Source organism: Marilutibacter chinensis (assembly GCF_021725675.1).
Classification (GTDB): Bacteria; Pseudomonadota; Gammaproteobacteria; order Xanthomonadales; family Xanthomonadaceae; genus Marilutibacter; species Marilutibacter chinensis.
Genome location: NZ_JAKJPO010000001.1, coordinates 1,189,655 through 1,205,848, shown reverse-complemented (window position 1 = coordinate 1,205,848; position 16,194 = coordinate 1,189,655). Strand labels below are relative to the sequence as shown.

The window sequence follows — 16,194 nt, the reverse complement described above, 5'->3', positions numbered from 1 at the left end:
GATCGGCAGATGAAGCGTGTCCTGTACCGTTCGCGCGGACCGGTTCCGCAGCAGGTCGTCGAGGTCGAAACCTTCGATCCGCCGGCGCTCGCTCCTGGCCAGGTGCGGGTCGAGGTGCTGGCCGCGCCGATCAACCCGTCCGACCTGCTGACCCTGACGGGCGAATACGGGTCGCTGCCGCCGCTGCCCGCGGTCGCCGGCAACGAGGGGGTCGGCCGGGTGGTCGAACTGGCGCCGGGCCTTGACGCACCGGCCCTGGGGCAGACGGTGCTGTTGCCGGTCGGCAGCGGCACCTGGACGACCCATCTGGTCGCCGACGCCCGCGCATTGGTTCCGCTGCCGGATGGCGCGGATCCGCTGCAGCTGGCGATGCTCACCGTAAATCCGCCGACCGCGCAGCTGCTGCTGACCGGCACCGTGCCGCTGCAGGCTGGTGACTGGGTGATCCAGAACGCGGCCAACTCCGCTGTCGGCGGCTACCTGGTGCAACTGGCGCGGGCGCGCGGCGTGCGTACGGTGAACGTGGTGCGCAGGGAGTCGGCGGTCGCCGATGTCGAGGCGATGGGCGGCGACGTCGTGCTGGTCGATGGGGACGGCCTGGTCGAGCGGATACGCGACGCCACCGGCGAGGCGCGGATCCGGCTCGGCATCGACGCGGTGGGCGGTACCGCGACCGCACGGATCGCCGATGCGCTGGCGCCCGGCGGCGTCGTGGTCAACTATGGCGCGATGGGCGGCGAGCCCTGCACCGTTTCGCCGGCCGCGTTGATCTTCCGCGGCATCACCCTGCGCGGTTTCTGGCTGGCGCACTGGTACAAGGTCACCGACGCGGGCGCGCGCAACGCGTTGTTCGCCGAACTGGTGTCGTTGATCGCATCCGGCAGGCTCAAGGCGAGGGTGCAGGCGGTCTACGGCATCGACGACATTGGAGCGGCGATCGGAGCCGCCGCGGCGGGGGAGCGCTCGGGCAAGGTCCTGCTGGTGCCGTCGGGCGATCCCGTCAGCCACCGGTCCAGGCACGGATGAACGGTGCCAGCTGCGGGATCAGGTCGACCAGACCGTGCAGCGGTACCAGCAGCCACAGCGAGTGCGTGCGCGCCCACAACACGCCGAACACGATCCCCGCTGGCGCGATCATCACGATCGAGTAGGCGACCGCCCACTCCGCGGTGGCGCTTGCCACGCCTTCCATCAGGTGACCGCCGCGCAGCCAGAGGCCCGGAGCATGGGCGAGTCCGAACAGCAGCGAAGCCCAGACCACCGAAGCCGTCGGCGAGCGGGTCGAATGCGCCAGCCGTTCCTGCAGGATTCGACGGAACAGCACTTCCTCCGCGAGCCCGGCCTCGATCGTCTGCCAGAGCCAGCACAGCGGGACGGCCCAGGCCAGCGTCGTCGCCGCCGGCGCCAGTTCGCCAAGCGCGGCCAGGCCGCGGCCGAACACCGCCTGCAGTCCGAGGTAGGCGGCACCCATCACCGCGAACACGAGCCACAGGCGTCGCGCGCCGAACGGCCCGGGCAGCGGACGCGGCGTGGCGAAAAGCCACAGCGGCAGCGCCACCATCGTGGCGAGCTTCACCAGGAGCTGCACACTCGACTGCGCCGGCTCCTCCGGGAAAGCGTCGTTGATCGCGCCGAATCCCCAGCCCAGGATCAGGGCCGCGAATGCGGCCAGGTAGACAAGCACCGCCGACAGACCATGCGCACGCGTTGCCGGGGCCGCCGCCGGCACCGCCGCGGTCTGGCTCCGGGTCAGCGAAGCGGCCAGCAGCGGAAACGCGACGCCCAGCACGCCGAGCAGGAACAGCGGCTCGGCGATGGAGAAATCCGGCTGGCGCGACAGCGACAGCAGCGCCATGGCGTAGGCGATGGCGGCTACGGCGAGCGCGACGCTCGCGTGGCGGCCGGGGACGAACGATCGACGATGCATGGCGACTCACCGTGGCGGCTGCGGAAGCATGAGCCAGGCGCACGCCGACGGTATCCGCCATTCGTCGCCCAACCGATGGCAGGTTCGTCGCGGTAGCCGCGTCCCGGGCATGGCGGGACGCGGGGACTGCTTGTGGACAGGCCCAGGGAATCTCTGATCAATTCAGAGGTTCCGTGCGCCAGGGATGGCACACACGCGGATCAAGCACGCAGGAGCCTGATCCGGTGGAGCAAGGTCGAGCTTGGCTTGACCTTGCGACGTCTGAACAAGTCCAGGATGGATTTGTTCAGACCTTCCCTAGAATTTCACCAACGACTTGAATCCGCCCCAGATCATCCGTTTGCCGTCGAACGGCAGGGTCTTCGGATCCATGCCGGCGAGCCGTGGATCGGCCATCACCTTCTTGTTGACCCTGTCGCGTTGCGCGCGCGACTTGTAGACGATCCAGGCGAACACCACCGTCTCGTCGTCCTTGAGCTTCACGCTGCGCGGGAACGACGTGGTCTTGCCCGGTTCGACGTCGTCGGCGATGCACTCGTGATAGGCGAGCGCACCGTACTCCATCCATATCTTCCCGGCCTTGCGGGCAAGCTTCCTGTAGTCGTCGATGCGGTCCTTCGGGACCGGCAGTACGAATCCATCCACGTAACTCATACATCCTCCTCGGATCATCGGGCGACGCGTCGGGCGTCGCGGTGGCGGAAAACGACGGGAGCGGTTCAGCCGTCGCGCCCGCACCGGGCGGCGCGGGCCAGCAGCAGCGCACGTTCGCGCGAGTTGCGGGTCAGTTCCGCGGCGCGTTCGAATTCGCCGCGGGCCTCGTCGTGGCGGCCAAGGCGGAACAGCAGATCGCCGCGAACGCTCGGCAGCAGGTGGTAGTGCCTGAGCGAGGGTTCGCCGACCAGGGTATCGGCATGGTCCAGGCCGGCGGCCGGGCCGGCATGCATCGCGATCGCGACGGCGCGGTTGAGCTCGACCACCGGCGACGGCGCGAGGCGGGCGAGCTGCGCGTACAGGCTGGAGATGGTCGCCCAGTCGGTGGCCTCGGCGGTCAGCGCACGCGCATGGCAGGCCGCGATCGCCGCCTGCAGCGTGTACGGGCCACGCTCGATGTTGCGCGCCGCGGCGATCCGCTCGGCCTGCTCCAGTGCCGCCAGTCCGCGCTGGATCAGCAGCCGGTCCCAGCGCGAGCGCTCCTGTTCCAGCAGCAGGACCGGTTCGCCGTCGGAATTGGTGCGGGCATGGCTGCGCGAAGCCTGGATCTCCATCAGCGCGACCAGACCGTGCACCTCGTCCTCGGCCGGCATCAGTCCGGCCAGGATCCTTCCCAGCCGCAGCGCTTCCTCGCACAAGGCGGGGCGGATCAGATCGTCGCCGGCGGTCGCCGAGTAGCCCTCGTTGAAAATCAGGTAGATGACCTCCAGCACCGAGGCCAGGCGTTCGCCCAGTTCGTCGCCGCGCGGCACCTCGAACTCGACATCGGCCTCGCTCAGGCTGCGTTTGGCGCGGACGATGCGCTGGGCGATGGTGGGCTCGGTGGCGAGGAACGCGCGTGCGATCTCGGCGGTGGTCAGGCCGCCGAGCAGGCGCAGGGTCAATGCGAGCCGCGCCTCCCGCGACAGCACCGGATGGCAGGCAACGAATATCAGCCTCAGCAGATCGTCGCCGATCGGGTCATCGAGCGTGGCGAGTTCGGCGTCGTGCCGCGTCTCCTGCTCGTGCTCCAGCTCGTGGGCGATCTGCAGGTGCTTGAGATCGGCCATCTGGCCGTGGCGGATGCGGTCGATCGCCCGGCGCCTGGCGGTGGTTGTCAGCCAGGCGCCGGGATTGTCGGGAATGCCGTCCGAGGGCCACTTTTCCAATGCGGCGACCAGCGCATCCTGGGCAAGGTCCTCGGCCAGCCCGACGTCGCGCAACATGCGGGCGAGCGTGGCGATCACGCGGGCCGATTCCATTCGCCAGATGGCGTCGATGCGGCGGTTGATCTCATGGTCGCTCATGTCGCGTGATGTCAGCACTCCGGGTTCCGGCATGCAAGTGCCGATTGCAGCCGTTCAATGCCTGCGCATGGCCTGCGTTGCTCCACAAGGGCCACCGGGGGCCGCAGCGACTGGAAAACCGGGGGACGCGTGCGGGGGCGCATGGTGGCCCGTGTGGAGCAGTCCGCGAAACCGGAAGCGCTGGCCGCTACGCCTGCGGCGGCTCGCCGGCCATGTGGAACACCTCCCACACGTGGCCATCCGGGTCTTCGAAACCGTGCTGGTACATGAAACCGTGGTCGATCGCCTCGCGCGGCGTGCGTCCGCCTGCGGCCACCGCGCGGGCGACCAATGCGTCGACCGCCTCGCGGCTGTCCAGCGGCAACGCGATCAGCGCGCCGACGCTCTTGCCGGGATCGGCGACCGGCCGGGTGACGAAGGTGGCGAAGTACTTCTCGACCAGCAGCATCACGAACAGGTTCTCGCCGAGGATCATGCAGGTTGCATTCTCATCGGTGAAGGCCGGGTTGAAGCTGTAGCCGAGTTCGGTGAAGAACCTGATCGAGCGGTCGAGGTCCTTGACCGGCAGGTTGATGAAGATCTGTGCGTGGGAGGTGCTGCCGTGCGCGGCGGCGTTCTTGGCGGTCATGGCGGGCTTTCCTTGTGAACTCGTGAGTGGGGGGCGGGCTCAGGCGGCCTTGCCCGGGGTCGGGCAGTCCTCGCTGGCGCGCAGGCAGTTGATCATCCACGGCTTGCCGTAGCGGTCGACGAGCATGCCCCAGCGCAGCGCCCAGAACGTCTCCTGCAGCGGCATCTTGATCTCGCCGCCGTCGGTCATCGCGGCCCAGACGCGTTCGGCGTCCTCGGGCGTATCGACGGTGACGTTGATCGTGGTGCTGTCGGTGCCGGCGTTTTCCGGCGGCGGGCCGTCCGCGCCCATGATCACCGCGTCGCCGACCATGAGGCAGCTGTGCATCACCAGGTCCCTGGAATCGGGCGGCATCTGGTCGCACATCGGCGATTCGCCGTAGGTCATGCGTCCCACGACCTCGCCGCCCAGGGCCTTGGCATAGAAGTCGAAGGCCTCGCGGCACTTGCCGCCGAAATCGCACATATAGGGAATGAACTGCATGTCGGATCTCCTGTGGGATGGGGATGGATGGTGGTAGTTCAGTTGCCGGCGAGCCGCTCGCGCAGGCGTTCTTCCTGCTCGCGGAGCTCGGGAGTGAACGCCTCGCCGAAGTCGTCGGCCTCGAAAACGGGGCGGATCTCGATGACCGATTCGCCGGGCATCGGGTTCGGGCAGCGCTTGACCCACTCGATCGCTTCGTCCATCGAACGGACCTGCCACAACCAGAAGCCTGCGACCAGCTCCTTGGTCTCGGCGAACGGACCGTCGGTGACGGTGCGGTTCTTGCCGTCGAAGGTGACCCGGGCTCCGCGCGAGGACGGGTGCAGGCCTTCGCCGGCGAGCATGATCCCGGCCTTGACCAGTTCCTCGTTGTAGCGGCCCATCTCGGCGAGCAGCTGTTCGCTGGGCATGATTCCCGCCTCGGAATCGGCGGTGGCCTTGACGATGACGATGACGCGCATGGCGGTTTCTCCTGTCTGCAGCGGGCGGTTTTCGCCTGCTTTCGAGATCACGACGAACCAGCCCGGGACGGATCGACATCCATCGCGAAAATTTTCTGGTTCTTCTCCCGGTTGCGGGGAATAGTGACTTCGGATGGAGTGGCGGCCCATCGGGGCGGGGGTTGCTCCGTCCTCATGTCGACGTCCTGCCTCAGAATCGGGCCGCGGATCCTGCATGGTCCGCTCTCCGCCCCCCCCAACCCCGACAGACGCCGCCTTTCGCGGACGTGAAGGTTCAGGCTTCGGCTGTTCTTTGTTCAAAGCGCCAGCAGCGTGTCCAGAAGACGGTGGGTGTGGGGTTTGCAGGATCGCAAGCGGCATGGATGCCGCGCCCGAGCCCCCAGGGATGGGTTTACGGCGTGTCCTGCAAACCCCACGCCCACCGGCTCCCCTCCGTGGATACCACCGCAATCGGGAGAAGAACCAGAAAACTGCCCGGAACCGCTATGCCTGGAACGGGGGAGGAACCCAAACGTGTCATGGTGGCAAGCTCCAGGTGACAGGCGTAGGCTCGGCCGCATCTACGAAGTGGATGCAGTCGTGGCCCGGGTCGTACTCGCATCGGCATTGGCACGCTGGCTGTCGTCGGACACCGGTTCGGCGACAGGGGGCGAGGTCGCGCTCGACGCCGATGGCTCGACCCTGCGCGAGGTGCTGGACGACGTGTTCGCGCATCACCCGGGCTTGCGTGGCTACGTACTGGACGAGCAGGGCGCCGTCCGCCACCACGTCGCGCTGTTCGTCGACGGCCAGGCCGTGCGCGGCAAGGCGCTCGATCATCCGATGTCCGCACGCGCCGAGCTCTACGTGATGCAGGCGCTGTCAGGAGGCTGAAATGTCCGATACGTTGCTGGTGTCCACCCGCAAGGGCCTTTTCATCCTGGAGCGCGGCGGCGGCGCGTCCTGGCGGATCGCTCGCACCGCCTTCCTCGGCGACAACGTGACCCTGACCGCGACCGACCCGCGCGACGGCAGCTGGTATGCGGCACTGAATCTGGGCCATTTCGGCACCAAGCTGCACCGTTCGGGCGATCGTGGCCGCAGTTGGGAGGAATGCGCGGTTCCGGCGTACGCCGAGGGGCAGATGGCGCACACCGGCGACGGCAAGCCGCCGACCGCGGCGACCCTGAAGCTGCTGTGGTCGCTGGTGCCCGGCGGCGCCGACGAACCCGGCCGTTTGTGGGCCGGAACGATCCCGGGCGGGCTGTTCCGTTCCGACGATGCCGGCCGGAGCTGGCAACTGACGGAATCGTTGTGGCAGTACCCGGGGCGTGGCGACTGGTTCGGCGGCGGCTACGACTGGCCCGGCATCCATTCGATCTGCGTCGATCCGCGCGATCCGCGCTGCCTGCGGGTCGCGGTGTCGACCGGCGGCGTGTGGCAGAGCGACGATGGTGGCGAAAGCTGGCGCCAGTGCGCCGGCGGGATGCGCGCCGAGTACATGCCGCCCGAGCAGAGCCGGGAGGCGGGCGTTCAGGACGTGCACCGGATGGTGCAGTGCCGCTCGGCGCCGGACAGCCTGTGGGTGCAGCATCACAACGGCGTGTTTCGCAGCACCGGCGGCGGCGACAACGACTGGCAGGAAGTCACCGGGGTGCCGCCGTCGGCGTTCGGTTTCGCCGTCGCGGTGCATCCGGACGAACCGGACACCGCCTGGTTCGTTCCGGCGGTGAAGGATGAGAAGCGTTATCCGGTCGACGGACGGCTGGTGGTCGCGCGCACCCGCGATGGCGGGCGCACGTTCGACGTGCTGTCCGATGGCCTGCCGGAGACGCCCGCCTACGACCTGGTCTATCGCCACGGTCTCGCCATCGATGGCAGTGGCGAGCGGCTCGCGTTCGGCAGCACCACCGGCGGAGTCTGGTCCAGCGACGACCGGGGCGACCGCTGGACGCCGCTGGAGGCGCGCCTGCCGCCGGTCCATGCGGTCGAGTTCGCCGCCTGAGCGAGTGATACGGCCGGCCGGTTCACCCCGCGTTGAACTCCTTCCGGGCGTTGCCGCCTAGACTTGGGGGACCGGTCCTGCCGGCCCGAAGCCCATCCCGGTTCCGCGGGAGCCGGCCGCCGCCCATACTCGTGATGCCGATGCGATATCTCTTCCGAACCTGTGGACTGCTGCTGTTCAGTGCCGTGATCGCGGCCTGCAGTCCCGGGGGGGCGCTCGACACGGAAGAGCCGGCCGCACCGGAGCAGGCGACGTCGATGAACAGCGGCGGGCGCGAGGACTTCGGCGCCACCGTGACCGAGATTCCGAAACCGGAACCCAAGTGGGATCCCTACGAGGACATCGCCGCGGTCGACTGGACGCCGATGGAGCTCGGCTCGGGTCTGGCCCGTGTCAGCTGCGATCGCGATTACGAATCCAAGGGCGATGGCGAGCCGCTCAGGTCGCTGGGATTCTCGAGCCTTTGGAAGCAGATGCAGGCCTGCCGCGACGCCGGAGTGGTGCGGATCCGCTATCGCGGCAAGATCTCGTCGGACTTCACCGCGCTGGTACAGCGGGTGGCCGACATGGGCGACACGCTTGGGATCGGGAGCCGCATCCTCGACATCGATTCCAGCGGCGGCCAGGTCGAGGACGCAATTCGCGCCGGCGACGCGATGGCCGAGTCGGGCTGGATGATCTGGGTGCGCGAGGATGCGGTCTGCCACAGTTCCTGCGTACTGATCCTGGCCGCTGGCGACATGCGCATGATCGCCGGGTCGGTCGGCATCCACCGGATGCTGCGGATCGGTTCCAGGGCGACCTCGCGTGCCGAACTCAACCAGGAGCTGCGCGAGATCCATGAGCAGCTCAGCCAATACCTGCAGCGCAACGGCGCCGCGACGACCATCGCCGACCTGATGATGACCGTGCCCAACCGCAGCCTGCGCCTGCTGACGACGCAGGAACTGGATCTGTTCGGGCTGTCGGGCCGCAATGCGGCCGAGGACGACCTCGACCGGATCCGTCTCGCCCGCAAGTGCGGCGAGGCCTTCGTGCGCCGGCAGGATGCGTTCTTCCGCGACTACAACCTGCTGTGCGCGAACCCCGGCGAGGAAGTCGCGGGGATGGGCGAATGCGGCCGCGACCTCAAGCGGCGTTACGGCTTTCCGGATCGGGACTGCCCCGCCGACGGCCCGCTGTCCGAGTACGACTGAGCGGCGCCGCGTCAGCCCTCGCGCCGACGCGCTGGCCAGGAGGAGGGCGGACCGGTTAACGTCCCGTCCTGCATCGGCCGCCGCATCGCGGACAGGGAAGAACAGCGCGCATGATCGTACCGGAGTACTGGGCCGAGGCCAGGCTGCAGCACCGCAGTCATCGCAGGAGCATCACCGTACGCCGGTTCGGGTGGTCGGACGACAGCCCCGCCGCCGCGCAGGCCCACGCCGATGCGCGTGCATGCGAGGCGCTCGAACGCGTCCTTGCCGGCGAACCGCTGCGTCGCCGCGAACCGAAGGTCGCCTACAACGGTGCCGAGGGCGTGCCGATCCGCGAGGAGATCGTCCAGCGCCACGGCGACACCGTCGTTTCGCGCAACGGCTATGGCGCGCTGTGCCTGAACACGCCGGATGTGCTGTTCGCCGACGTCGACTTTTCCGATGAGGCCGGCGGATGGTTGCGGCTGACCGTCTTCGGTGTGCTGGTGGCGGCGGCGATCGCTTTCGGAATGCTCACGCAGTCGCACGGATGGGGCGTGGCGGCGGTGGTGGTGGCGCTGCTGTTCGGCAGTGTGCTCGCCCATCTTCTGCATCGGTGGTCGGTGAAGATGCGCGGCGGACCGGAGCGGATCGCGCGACGGCGCGTGGCAGCCTTCGTCGCCGCGAACCCCGACTGGCATCTGCGCGTGTACCGCACCCCGGCCGGCCTGCGGGTGCTGGCGATGCACCGGCGTTTCGATCCGGCCAGCGATGAGGCCGCGAATCTGTTCGAGGCACTGGGGACCGATCCGCTGTATGCGCGGATGTGCCGGCGGCAGCACTGCTTCCGCGCCCGTGTCAGTCCCAAGCCCTGGCGCATCGGCATCGGACGGCATCTGCGCCCGCGACCTGGCGTCTGGCCGGTGTCGCCGGAGCGCATGCCCGAGCGCCGCCGCTGGGTCGAGGATTACGAGCAGGCCGCGCGCGGCCATGCTGCATGCCGCTTCGTCGAAGCCCTGGGCAGCATCCGGAGCGTCGACGCAACCGCCGAGCGGGTCATGGTCCTGCACGACGATCTTTGCCGCGCGCGGCAGGCGCTGCCGATCGCCTGAGCCGCCGATACGGACGGGGAAGCGCTTCAGCGTTCGCGCAGGGGGCAAAGCCGGCGGGAGCTCAGCCGGCGACGACGACTTCGATGCGGACGTCGTCGAGCTCGACCATCTGGCCCGCGCGGATCTTGCAGGTCCTGCGCAGCTCCACCACGCCGTCGACGCGCACCGCGCCGCTGGCGACGATCGCCTTGCCGGCGCCTCCGCTGTCGCACAACCCGGCCAGCTTCAGCAACTGATTGAGTTCGACGTGTTCGCGGTCGAGTTCGAAGACGAGGGTTTCTGGCATGGCGGATCGGTTCAGAGGCGTTCGTAGAGCCGGTAGATCCAGCTCAGTTCGTAGAGCAGGGCGGCGACCACGAATGCGGCGTGGAAGCGCTGCGAGCGGGTCCGCATCGCGACCAGGCACAGCAGCACGTAGCCGGTGTTGCGGAACAGGTATTCGTGGCCGAGGCCCGCGAAGTAGCTGCGGCCCTTGATCAGGGTGTCGCCCATGTCGACCACATAGGACAGGGCCATCAGTCCGAAGAACCAGCGGCGCCGGGAGATGAAGTAGTCGCGGTAGCCGGCGTAGTCGCGCAGGTCGTCCGGGAACAGCAGCGTGCACATCAGGAAGAACAGCACGATGTAGCTGATCAGGAAGCCGTACTTGAGGAAGGTCCATTCGGAGACGTGCACCAGCCGGTATTCCCACCACCAGAAGTGCACCAGCAGCACGAACATCGTGACGGCCCAGCCGATGTGGATCCAGTACACCTTCTGCCGGTCCGGGTGCTGGACGAACTGTGCGAGCCCCTTGAGCAGGGTCGTGATCGACAGGCCGAGCACGATGCCCATCAGGATGCGGATGTGCGGGTACTGCTCCATGCCGTCCTCCCGTGCGTTGTGCCCGGCCCTGTCGGCCGGTATCCGCGTGCTTCCGTCGTCGCCGGCCGATCATCCCACGGCGGCGAAGGCGGTGGCGGCGGCGTCAGCGTCCATTGGCGCTGAACCGTCCCGGCCCCAGCAATGCCAGAGCCACCGACGCGGCCAGGAACATGCCCTGCAGCTCCAGCGCCCAGCCACCCTGATTGTTGAAGCGGCCGAGTTCTCCCATGTGCACCAACGCGATCGCGAACAGCATGTTCACCGCGACCAGCACCGCACCGATCCGGGCATGGAAGCCGACGATCAGCATCAGCGGTCCGAGCAGCTCGCCGACCAGCACGCCGTAGCCGATGAAGCCCGGCAGGCCGTGCGACTCGACCAGGCCGATGATGCCGGCCATCCCGCCCTTGAGCTTGGCGGCGCCGTGCAACATGACCAGCAGGCCGAGGGTCACGCGCAGGATCAGTTTCGCGATGTCGTGCTGGGTGGCGGGATTCATTCGGGGTCCTGGTCCGGGTGGCGGGTGCGTGCCGCGTTCCTGGCGGAGGATAGCGGAAACCCTCCGCGACGGCGGTGCCGCTCAGTCGGAAATGTCCTTGGCCTCGGCGGTCCCCAGCAATTCGGTGTGGGCAGGCTGCCGCGGGCGGCTTATCAACGGATGCACCAGCACCGCCAGCAGGATGATCGCAACGCCCAGGTAGAACCGCGGGGTCAGCTCGTGCTGCTCGCCGAGCAGCACGATCGCCAGGGCGATCGCATAGACCGGCTCCAGGTTGATCGCCAGCTGCGCGGCGAACGCGCTCATCTGGCGCAGCGCGACCAGGGCCAGCGCGAACGGCAGCAGCGTGCAGGCCAGCGCCAGCAGCAGCAACAGCAGCGCGTCCCATGTGGAGGGCGCGACCAGCAGCGGTCCGGCGAAGGCCGGGAACAGCATAGGCATCAGCGGTGCGAGCAGGGTCAGCGCGACGGTGCCGGCACCGAGTTCGAGCGCGGTCACGGTCAGCGGGTCGCCGTGATCGACCAGCCGCTTGTTGAGCGAGCCGAACACTGCCACGAACACCGCCGACAGCGCGCCCACCGCGATGCCCGGCAGCATGCCGGCGGGGACGCCGCCAACCACCAGCGCCACCCCGGGCAGTACCGCGATGCCGAGGCCGAGTTCGCGTCCGGACATCGGGCGCCGGGCGAGTCGGGGCTCGATCAATGCGGTGAACACCGTCGCCAGCGCCATGCAGGTCGCCGCGACCGAGGCGTTGGCCAGCTTGATCGCGCCGTAGAAGGTCAGCCAGTGCAGGGCGACCAGCACGCCGATCCCGGCATAGGCCCAGCGCAGCCGTGGCGGCAGCGCACGTACCCCGCGCCAGACCCGCGGCACCAGCGCCAGCGCGACCACGACCAGCAGCATGCGCCACCAGACCAGGGGCAGTGCCGGCAGCGTGATCAGCTTGCCGAGAATGGCGGTGAAGCCCCACAGCAGCACGCAGAAGTGGATCTGGAGTTGGGCCTTGGCGGTCGGCGACATCGGTGGGCGTTCGGTGGGGGCGGCACAGTGTTGCAGATGCGACGGCGTCCGTTAACGCGTCGCGTCCGCAGCGCGTGGGCAGCGCGGTTTCCGCGGTCGTGGCCGGGTAGCGGGGCCTGGCCTCAGTCCTTCGGCAGCGCGAGCAGCCAGTCGACGAAGCGTCGCGCGGCCGGCCGCAGCCGGCGGTGGGCCGGATACACCACGTAGTAGCTCCAGCGCGCCTGCAGTACCGGGCCCGGCAGCCGCACGAGCCGGCGCGCCTCCAGGTACGGCGCCGCGATCCGCTCGCGCGCCAGGGCGGCGCCATGGCCGAACGCCGCCGCGTTGAGCGCGTCGGTGGTGTCGCTGAAGGTGTGCCGTTCCTCGATGCGGACGCCGTGCACGTCGGCGGCCCGGAACCAGTCGAGCCAGCCCTGTCGTGCGTGGTCGGCGATCAACGGCAACTGCGCGATGTCGGCGGCGCCGGCAATCCCGTCCAGACCCGGGAAGTCCGGGGCGGCGACCGGGAACAAGGTCTCGTCCATCAGCAGATGGGCGGTCAGGCCCGGCCAGTGACCGGGCCCGTGGCGGATGCCGAGGTCGGGGCCACCGTCGTCGAAGCGGGTCAGCGCGACCTCGGTATCGAGGCTGAGGTGGATGTCCGGATGGACGGTCTGCAGTGCATGCATGCGCGGGATCAGCCATGTGTAGGCCAGCGAGTGCAGGGTGGTGACGCGGACGCGGGCATGCTCGTCGCGGCTGGCGCGCAGGCCGCGCACGACGCCGTCGACGTCGGCCAGCGCGCTGCCGGCGGCATCGGCGAGCTGCCGTCCTTCGGCGGTGAGCGACACCCCGCGCGCATGCCGCTGGAACAGCGTCACTCCGAGCCGGGCCTCGAGCTTGCGGACATGGTGGCTGACCGCGCTCGCGGTCAGGTGCAGCTCCTCGGCCGCATGGGTGAAGTTCTGGTGGCGGGCGGCCGATTCGAATGCCGCAAGAGCCGGTAGCAGGTCTGCGCGCAGAGCCATTCGAGCCTCAAGTCTGATTTGTGGCTGGACCTGAAAGTATGCGCTTGTATGGCCTTTGGCAACGCGGAGAATGGTTGAAAGTCACGAATCGGATTCGTCGCTCATGGCTCCCCCGAACGCCGCCGCCAGCTCCGTCACCCCCGTCGCCGCGCCAGCCGGACAGCCCGGATCGGCCGCCGCGGAGGTCCGCGCCCACGACTGGGTGACCCCCCTGGAGCTGGGCGTGCTGGGGGCGATCTGGGGAGCGTCGTTCCTGTTCATGCGCGTCGCCGCGCCCGACTTCGGCGCGTTCCCGCTGGTCGAGGTGCGGCTGGGACTGGGTGCCTTGGTGCTGATGCCGTTCCTGTGGCGTTCGCGCAGCCGGTTTCCGCTGCGGCTGTGGCCGAAGCTCGCCGGCATCAGCCTGGTCAACTCGGCGGTGCCGTTCGTGCTGTTCGCCTGGGCGGCGCAGCATGCGCCGGCCGGGGTCGGCGCGATCACCAATGCGATGACGGTACTGTTCACCGCACTGATCGGATTTCTGTTCTTCGGCGAGCGGATCGGCACGCGGCGCGCGGTCGCGCTGTTCGCGGGCTTCGCCGGCGTGGTCGTGCTCGCCAGCGGCAAGGTCGCCGGGGCCAGCATCGGCTGGGCGGTCGCCGCCGGTGCGGGCGCGGCTTTCCTCTACGGCATCGGCATCAACCTGGTCCGCCGCCACCTGACCGGACTGCCGCCGGCAGCGGTCGCCGCGGCGACCCTGGGCAGCGCCGCGCTGCTGGTGTCGCCGCTCGCGATCGCGCACTGGCCCGTCGAGCCGGTGCCCGCGCTTTCGTGGTTGTGCGCGGCGCTGCTCGGCGTGCTCTGCACCGGCATCGCCTTCGTCATGTACTACCGGTTGATCGCGCGGGTCGGCGCCAGCCGTGCGTCGACGGTCACCTACCTGGTACCGGTATTCGGCGTGGCCTGGGCATGGTGGCTGCTGGACGAGCCGTTGACGCTCACGATGGGCTTCGCCGGCGCGATCATCCTCGCCAGCGTCGCGTTCAGCCAGGGCGGCAGGCGCGCATGAGCGCCGCAGACGCGGCACGGCCGGCGCAGCATCGGGCGCTGTTCGACTTCGAGATCGACTTCAGCAACGGCGGCGGCATGCAGGGGCAGGGATTCCGCCTGGACATCGCCGGCGACGACATCAGCGATGCGGCGTTGGCCGACTACCTGGTCCGCGACATGCGCCTGCTGATGGTCGGAGCGGTACGGATCCTCGACAAGCGCATCATTGCCGAACCGCACAAGCGGCCGCGGATCGCGCCGGTCGATGTCGATCCGGAGTCAACCGCCTTGATCGCGGCCGCCGGCCTGCCGACGGCCGACCTGACTCTGTCACCGGTGCGCCTGTTCGGGATCCGCCACGATGGCGTGCTGCAGGGCGTGGTCGGCATCGGTCATCTCGGGGGCGACGCGCTGCTGCGCTCGCTCGCCGTCGCCCCTGCGGTTCGTGGCCATGGCCTGGGCGGCGAACTCGTGCGCCATGCCGAACAGGCGGCGAGGGAGGCCGGCATACATCGGCTGTTCCTGCTGACCACCGACGCCACCGGCTATTTTGCCGGGCACGGGTACACGGCGTTCTCGCGCGAGGCGGCGCCGGCAGCGGTAACGGCCACCGTGCAGTTCGCGGCGCTGTGCCCGGTTTCAGCGGTGCTGATGTCGAAGCCGCTGTAGCCCGGCGCTCCCGGCGATCAGTCCGGATGGCGCCGCTGCGCGCGTGCCAGGCGGCCGCCGGTAGCCGCCCAGACCAGCGCGATCGATGCGCCGGCGATCGCGGCGACGGCCGGCTGCTGCGCGATCATGTCGACCAAGGTCTTGACCCAGCCGCTGACCGCGTCGGCACCGCGGTAGACGACGGTGTCGATGAAGTTCTTGCCCTTGTACTTGGCTTCCGGCGAGACCACCGTGTAGAGCATCTCGCGGCCCGGGCGGACGAACGCATACTCGCCGGCGCGCCGCACGATCATCACCACCGCCAGCACCGCGAAGGTCGGCGCGAACGCCAGCCACAGGAAGCCGGCGGCCACCACCAGCGGCACCGACACCAGCAGCACGCCGATGCCCAGCCGCTGTGCGACCCGGCCGGTGATGAACAACTGCGACAGGATCGCCAGGGTCTGCACGATCGCATCGATCGTGCCGAATACCCGGGTCTGGTCGACCGGATCGGGGAATCTGGCCTCGACCAGCCGCGCCTGTTCGAAGTAGAGGAAGGTGGTGACGCTGGCCAACAGCAGCACGAACACCGCGATGCCAAGCAGGTAGGGCGAACGCAGCACGGTGCTGGCGCCGGCGAACGGACTGCCGCCGAGCCGGAGCCGCCGGCCGCTGCTTCCCTCCTGGCCGTTTCCGGCATCCGCGGGCAGCGGATGCCGGTCGCGCCAGCGCTGCAGGCCCTCGCCGGCGACGATCGCGGCGAGCAGGAACAGCGCCGCGATCGCCAGCAGGCCGCCATGCCCGGTCGTCCCCACCAGTGCGACGCCGAGCAGCGGGCCGGTCAATCCGCCGAGACTGGCGCCGGCGGCCATCAGCGCGAACGTGCGCTTGGCCTGCGCGCTCGGGAACAGGTCGACCAGCACGCTCCATGCCAGCGAGATCGCGATCATGTTGAACACCGACAGCCAGACATAGAAGCCGCGGGCCAGCCAGGCGTTGCCGGGATCGGCGTGGATCGCGGCCGCGAATGCCAGCAGGTTGGCGGCGAAGAAACCGTAGACCCACGCCAGGATGCGGCGGCGCTGCACCCGCGCGGCGACCCAGCCGAACAGCGGCATCGCCGCGAGGGTGGCGAAAAAGGTGGCGGTGAACAGCCATTGCAGGTTGTCCACGCCGCCGGCGATGCCCATCGTCTCGCGAACCGGGCGCAGCATGAAATAGCCGGTGAAAAGCAGGAAGAACAGCAATGCGCCGGCGAGCACCGGCATCGCCTCGTCCCCGCCGACGCCGAACAGGCGCGACGCCCAGCGGCCCGGCGCGTGCGGCGCGGCGTTCGGCGGGGTCATCGCTC

At 69.2% G+C, this 16,194-nt stretch carries 19 protein-coding genes; 7 read left to right on the top strand and 12 right to left on the bottom strand.

Features of this window, described 5'->3' with window-relative positions:
- Window positions 1-9: 9 nt before the first annotated feature.
- A complete protein-coding gene (locus L3V18_RS05405; RefSeq protein ID WP_237053610.1) occupies window positions 10-1,026 on the top strand; it encodes a zinc-dependent alcohol dehydrogenase family protein in 1,017 nt (338 codons plus the stop codon).
- Here the strand turns inward: L3V18_RS05405 and L3V18_RS05400 are convergent.
- The 6 genes from L3V18_RS05400 to L3V18_RS05375 all read right to left on the bottom strand — a co-directional run bounded on the left by L3V18_RS05400 (window position 1,001) and on the right by L3V18_RS05375 (window position 5,499).
- Window positions 1,001-1,927, bottom strand: a complete 927-nt coding sequence (locus tag L3V18_RS05400; RefSeq protein WP_237053609.1) for a CPBP family intramembrane glutamic endopeptidase — start codon at window positions 1,925-1,927, stop codon at window positions 1,001-1,003. The genes L3V18_RS05405 and L3V18_RS05400 overlap by 26 nt on opposite strands.
- Before the next feature lie 297 nt (window positions 1,928-2,224).
- Window positions 2,225-2,581, bottom strand: coding sequence for a DUF1428 domain-containing protein (locus L3V18_RS05395; protein WP_237053608.1), 357 nt, complete (start codon window positions 2,579-2,581; stop codon window positions 2,225-2,227).
- A 65-nt stretch (window positions 2,582-2,646) separates the two neighbouring features.
- Entirely contained in the window at window positions 2,647-3,927 is a 1,281-nt protein-coding gene (locus tag L3V18_RS05390) for an RNA polymerase sigma factor (RefSeq protein ID WP_237053715.1), read from the bottom strand.
- 187 nt (window positions 3,928-4,114) lie between these two features.
- Complete coding sequence (locus L3V18_RS05385) at window positions 4,115-4,555, bottom strand: VOC family protein (RefSeq protein WP_237053607.1); 441 nt, start codon at window positions 4,553-4,555, stop codon at window positions 4,115-4,117.
- A gap of 39 nt (window positions 4,556-4,594) precedes the next feature.
- Window positions 4,595-5,038, bottom strand: a complete 444-nt coding sequence (locus tag L3V18_RS05380) for a VOC family protein (protein WP_237053606.1) — start codon at window positions 5,036-5,038, stop codon at window positions 4,595-4,597.
- Between the two features lie 38 nt (window positions 5,039-5,076).
- Window positions 5,077-5,499, bottom strand: a complete 423-nt coding sequence (locus tag L3V18_RS05375; RefSeq protein ID WP_237053605.1) for a YciI family protein — start codon at window positions 5,497-5,499, stop codon at window positions 5,077-5,079.
- A gap of 579 nt (window positions 5,500-6,078) precedes the next feature.
- Here L3V18_RS05375 and L3V18_RS05370 point away from each other — a divergent pair.
- The 4 genes from L3V18_RS05370 (at window position 6,079) to L3V18_RS05355 (ending at window position 9,770) form a co-directional block, all read left to right on the top strand.
- Window positions 6,079-6,372, top strand: a complete 294-nt coding sequence (locus L3V18_RS05370; protein WP_237053604.1) for a MoaD/ThiS family protein — start codon at window positions 6,079-6,081, stop codon at window positions 6,370-6,372.
- Between the two features lies 1 nt (window position 6,373).
- Window positions 6,374-7,483, top strand: coding sequence for a WD40/YVTN/BNR-like repeat-containing protein (locus L3V18_RS05365; protein ID WP_237053603.1), 1,110 nt, complete (start codon window positions 6,374-6,376; stop codon window positions 7,481-7,483).
- A gap of 140 nt (window positions 7,484-7,623) precedes the next feature.
- Window positions 7,624-8,679 carry a COG3904 family protein gene (locus L3V18_RS05360; RefSeq protein WP_237053602.1) on the top strand — a complete coding sequence of 352 codons (1,056 nt, stop codon included), beginning with the start codon at window positions 7,624-7,626 and terminating at the stop codon, window positions 8,677-8,679.
- A gap of 110 nt (window positions 8,680-8,789) precedes the next feature.
- Window positions 8,790-9,770 carry a hypothetical protein gene (locus tag L3V18_RS05355; protein ID WP_237053601.1) on the top strand — a complete coding sequence of 327 codons (981 nt, stop codon included), beginning with the start codon at window positions 8,790-8,792 and terminating at the stop codon, window positions 9,768-9,770.
- A 61-nt stretch (window positions 9,771-9,831) separates the two neighbouring features.
- Here the strand turns inward: L3V18_RS05355 and L3V18_RS05350 are convergent, their stop codons facing one another.
- The 5 genes from L3V18_RS05350 to L3V18_RS05330 form a co-directional block, all read right to left on the bottom strand.
- A complete protein-coding gene (locus L3V18_RS05350) occupies window positions 9,832-10,056 on the bottom strand; it encodes an RNA-binding S4 domain-containing protein (RefSeq protein WP_237053600.1) in 225 nt (74 codons plus the stop codon).
- An 11-nt stretch (window positions 10,057-10,067) separates the two neighbouring features.
- Window positions 10,068-10,634, bottom strand: a complete 567-nt coding sequence (locus L3V18_RS05345) for a hypothetical protein (protein ID WP_237053599.1) — start codon at window positions 10,632-10,634, stop codon at window positions 10,068-10,070.
- A gap of 103 nt (window positions 10,635-10,737) precedes the next feature.
- The gene (locus L3V18_RS05340; RefSeq protein ID WP_237053598.1) at window positions 10,738-11,133 is read right to left on the bottom strand and encodes a DoxX family protein; all 396 of its coding nucleotides are present in this window, start codon (window positions 11,131-11,133) and stop codon (window positions 10,738-10,740) included.
- A gap of 81 nt (window positions 11,134-11,214) precedes the next feature.
- Entirely contained in the window at window positions 11,215-12,156 is a 942-nt protein-coding gene (locus L3V18_RS05335; protein ID WP_237053597.1) for a DMT family transporter, read from the bottom strand.
- A gap of 122 nt (window positions 12,157-12,278) precedes the next feature.
- A complete protein-coding gene (locus L3V18_RS05330; protein WP_237053596.1) occupies window positions 12,279-13,163 on the bottom strand; it encodes a LysR substrate-binding domain-containing protein in 885 nt (294 codons plus the stop codon).
- Between the two features lie 103 nt (window positions 13,164-13,266).
- Here L3V18_RS05330 and L3V18_RS05325 point away from each other — a divergent pair, with 103 nt between their 5' ends.
- Both L3V18_RS05325 and arsN2 read left to right on the top strand, forming a co-directional pair.
- Window positions 13,267-14,211 carry a DMT family transporter gene (locus tag L3V18_RS05325; RefSeq protein ID WP_237053595.1) on the top strand — a complete coding sequence of 315 codons (945 nt, stop codon included), beginning with the start codon at window positions 13,267-13,269 and terminating at the stop codon, window positions 14,209-14,211.
- Window positions 14,208-14,861: an arsenic resistance N-acetyltransferase ArsN2 gene (gene arsN2 / locus L3V18_RS05320; protein WP_237053594.1), complete on the top strand. Its 654-nt coding sequence runs from the start codon at window positions 14,208-14,210 to the stop codon at window positions 14,859-14,861. Before L3V18_RS05325 ends, arsN2 begins: the two co-directional genes overlap by 4 nt.
- Window positions 14,862-14,878: 17 nt before the next feature.
- On the opposite strand, the gene L3V18_RS05315 is transcribed toward arsN2, so the two are convergent.
- Window positions 14,879-16,189 carry an NTP/NDP exchange transporter gene (locus L3V18_RS05315; protein WP_237053593.1) on the bottom strand — a complete coding sequence of 437 codons (1,311 nt, stop codon included), beginning with the start codon at window positions 16,187-16,189 and terminating at the stop codon, window positions 14,879-14,881.
- Window positions 16,190-16,194: the final 5 nt, after the last annotated feature.

What these genes read in the sequence shown, in the direction of transcription:
- L3V18_RS05405 (WP_237053610.1), top strand. Translation starts at nt 10, where the DNA reads ATGAAGCGTGTCCTGTACCGTTCGCGCGGACCGGTTCCGCAGCAGGTC.
- L3V18_RS05400 (WP_237053609.1), bottom strand. Translation starts at nt 1,927, where the DNA reads ATGCATCGTCGATCGTTCGTCCCCGGCCGCCACGCGAGCGTCGCGCTC.
- L3V18_RS05395 (WP_237053608.1), bottom strand. Translation starts at nt 2,581, where the DNA reads ATGAGTTACGTGGATGGATTCGTACTGCCGGTCCCGAAGGACCGCATC.
- L3V18_RS05390 (WP_237053715.1), bottom strand. Translation starts at nt 3,927, where the DNA reads ATGAGCGACCATGAGATCAACCGCCGCATCGACGCCATCTGGCGAATG.
- L3V18_RS05385 (WP_237053607.1), bottom strand. Translation starts at nt 4,555, where the DNA reads ATGACCGCCAAGAACGCCGCCGCGCACGGCAGCACCTCCCACGCACAG.
- L3V18_RS05380 (WP_237053606.1), bottom strand. Translation starts at nt 5,038, where the DNA reads ATGCAGTTCATTCCCTATATGTGCGATTTCGGCGGCAAGTGCCGCGAG.
- L3V18_RS05375 (WP_237053605.1), bottom strand. Translation starts at nt 5,499, where the DNA reads ATGCGCGTCATCGTCATCGTCAAGGCCACCGCCGATTCCGAGGCGGGA.
- L3V18_RS05365 (WP_237053603.1), top strand. Translation starts at nt 6,374, where the DNA reads ATGTCCGATACGTTGCTGGTGTCCACCCGCAAGGGCCTTTTCATCCTG.
- L3V18_RS05360 (WP_237053602.1), top strand. Translation starts at nt 7,624, where the DNA reads ATGCGATATCTCTTCCGAACCTGTGGACTGCTGCTGTTCAGTGCCGTG.
- L3V18_RS05355 (WP_237053601.1), top strand. Translation starts at nt 8,790, where the DNA reads ATGATCGTACCGGAGTACTGGGCCGAGGCCAGGCTGCAGCACCGCAGT.
- L3V18_RS05350 (WP_237053600.1), bottom strand. Translation starts at nt 10,056, where the DNA reads ATGCCAGAAACCCTCGTCTTCGAACTCGACCGCGAACACGTCGAACTC.
- L3V18_RS05345 (WP_237053599.1), bottom strand. Translation starts at nt 10,634, where the DNA reads ATGGAGCAGTACCCGCACATCCGCATCCTGATGGGCATCGTGCTCGGC.
- L3V18_RS05340 (WP_237053598.1), bottom strand. Translation starts at nt 11,133, where the DNA reads ATGAATCCCGCCACCCAGCACGACATCGCGAAACTGATCCTGCGCGTG.
- L3V18_RS05335 (WP_237053597.1), bottom strand. Translation starts at nt 12,156, where the DNA reads ATGTCGCCGACCGCCAAGGCCCAACTCCAGATCCACTTCTGCGTGCTG.
- L3V18_RS05330 (WP_237053596.1), bottom strand. Translation starts at nt 13,163, where the DNA reads ATGGCTCTGCGCGCAGACCTGCTACCGGCTCTTGCGGCATTCGAATCG.
- L3V18_RS05325 (WP_237053595.1), top strand. Translation starts at nt 13,267, where the DNA reads ATGGCTCCCCCGAACGCCGCCGCCAGCTCCGTCACCCCCGTCGCCGCG.
- arsN2 (WP_237053594.1), top strand. Translation starts at nt 14,208, where the DNA reads ATGAGCGCCGCAGACGCGGCACGGCCGGCGCAGCATCGGGCGCTGTTC.
- L3V18_RS05315 (WP_237053593.1), bottom strand. Translation starts at nt 16,189, where the DNA reads ATGACCCCGCCGAACGCCGCGCCGCACGCGCCGGGCCGCTGGGCGTCG.